1 protein-coding gene is annotated in these 503 nt (G+C 60.4%); it reads left to right on the top strand.

Annotated elements, in window-relative coordinates:
* Window positions 1-503, top strand: a 503-nt coding sequence (locus tag ACM9HJ_RS31010) for a DEAD/DEAH box helicase family protein (RefSeq protein ID WP_416575672.1), incomplete at both ends; no start/stop codon positions are given.

Here is a 503-nt window from a genome sequence, read left to right as displayed (position 1 = left end):
GTCCTGGGAAAGCAGACCGCCAACGAATTCAAGACCACCAAGGTGGTCGGCGTCCGCACCTTTGCCGATATCTTCGGGGTGAAGGGCCTGACGGACATGGACCCGGAGGCGGAAACCAAGGTGCATATCTGCACCATCCAGGCCTTGGCCCGCCGGGTACTGGATGTGGAGGATGCAGCCGACGCCCCGCCCATCGACCAGTATGACCTGATGCTGGTCGATGAATGCCATCGCGGTTATCTGCTGGATCGGGAATTGTCCGACCAGGAACTGGAGTTCCGCGACCAAGCCGACTACATCAGCAAATATCGCCGGGTGCTGGAGCATTTCGATGCGGTCAAGATCGGCCTGACCGCCACGCCCGCCCTGCACACGGTGCAGATTTTCGGGCACCCGATCTTCAAATACAGCTATCGGGAGGCCGTCGCTGAGGGCTTCCTGATCGACCATGAGCCACCGATCCGGATTGAGACGGTGCTGTCCCAGGGCGGTATCATCTTCGC

This window comes from Niveispirillum sp. KHB5.9, assembly GCF_048066115.1.
Taxonomy (GTDB): domain Bacteria; phylum Pseudomonadota; class Alphaproteobacteria; order Azospirillales; family Azospirillaceae; genus Niveispirillum.
This window is presented reverse-complemented; position numbering and strand designations above follow the sequence as displayed.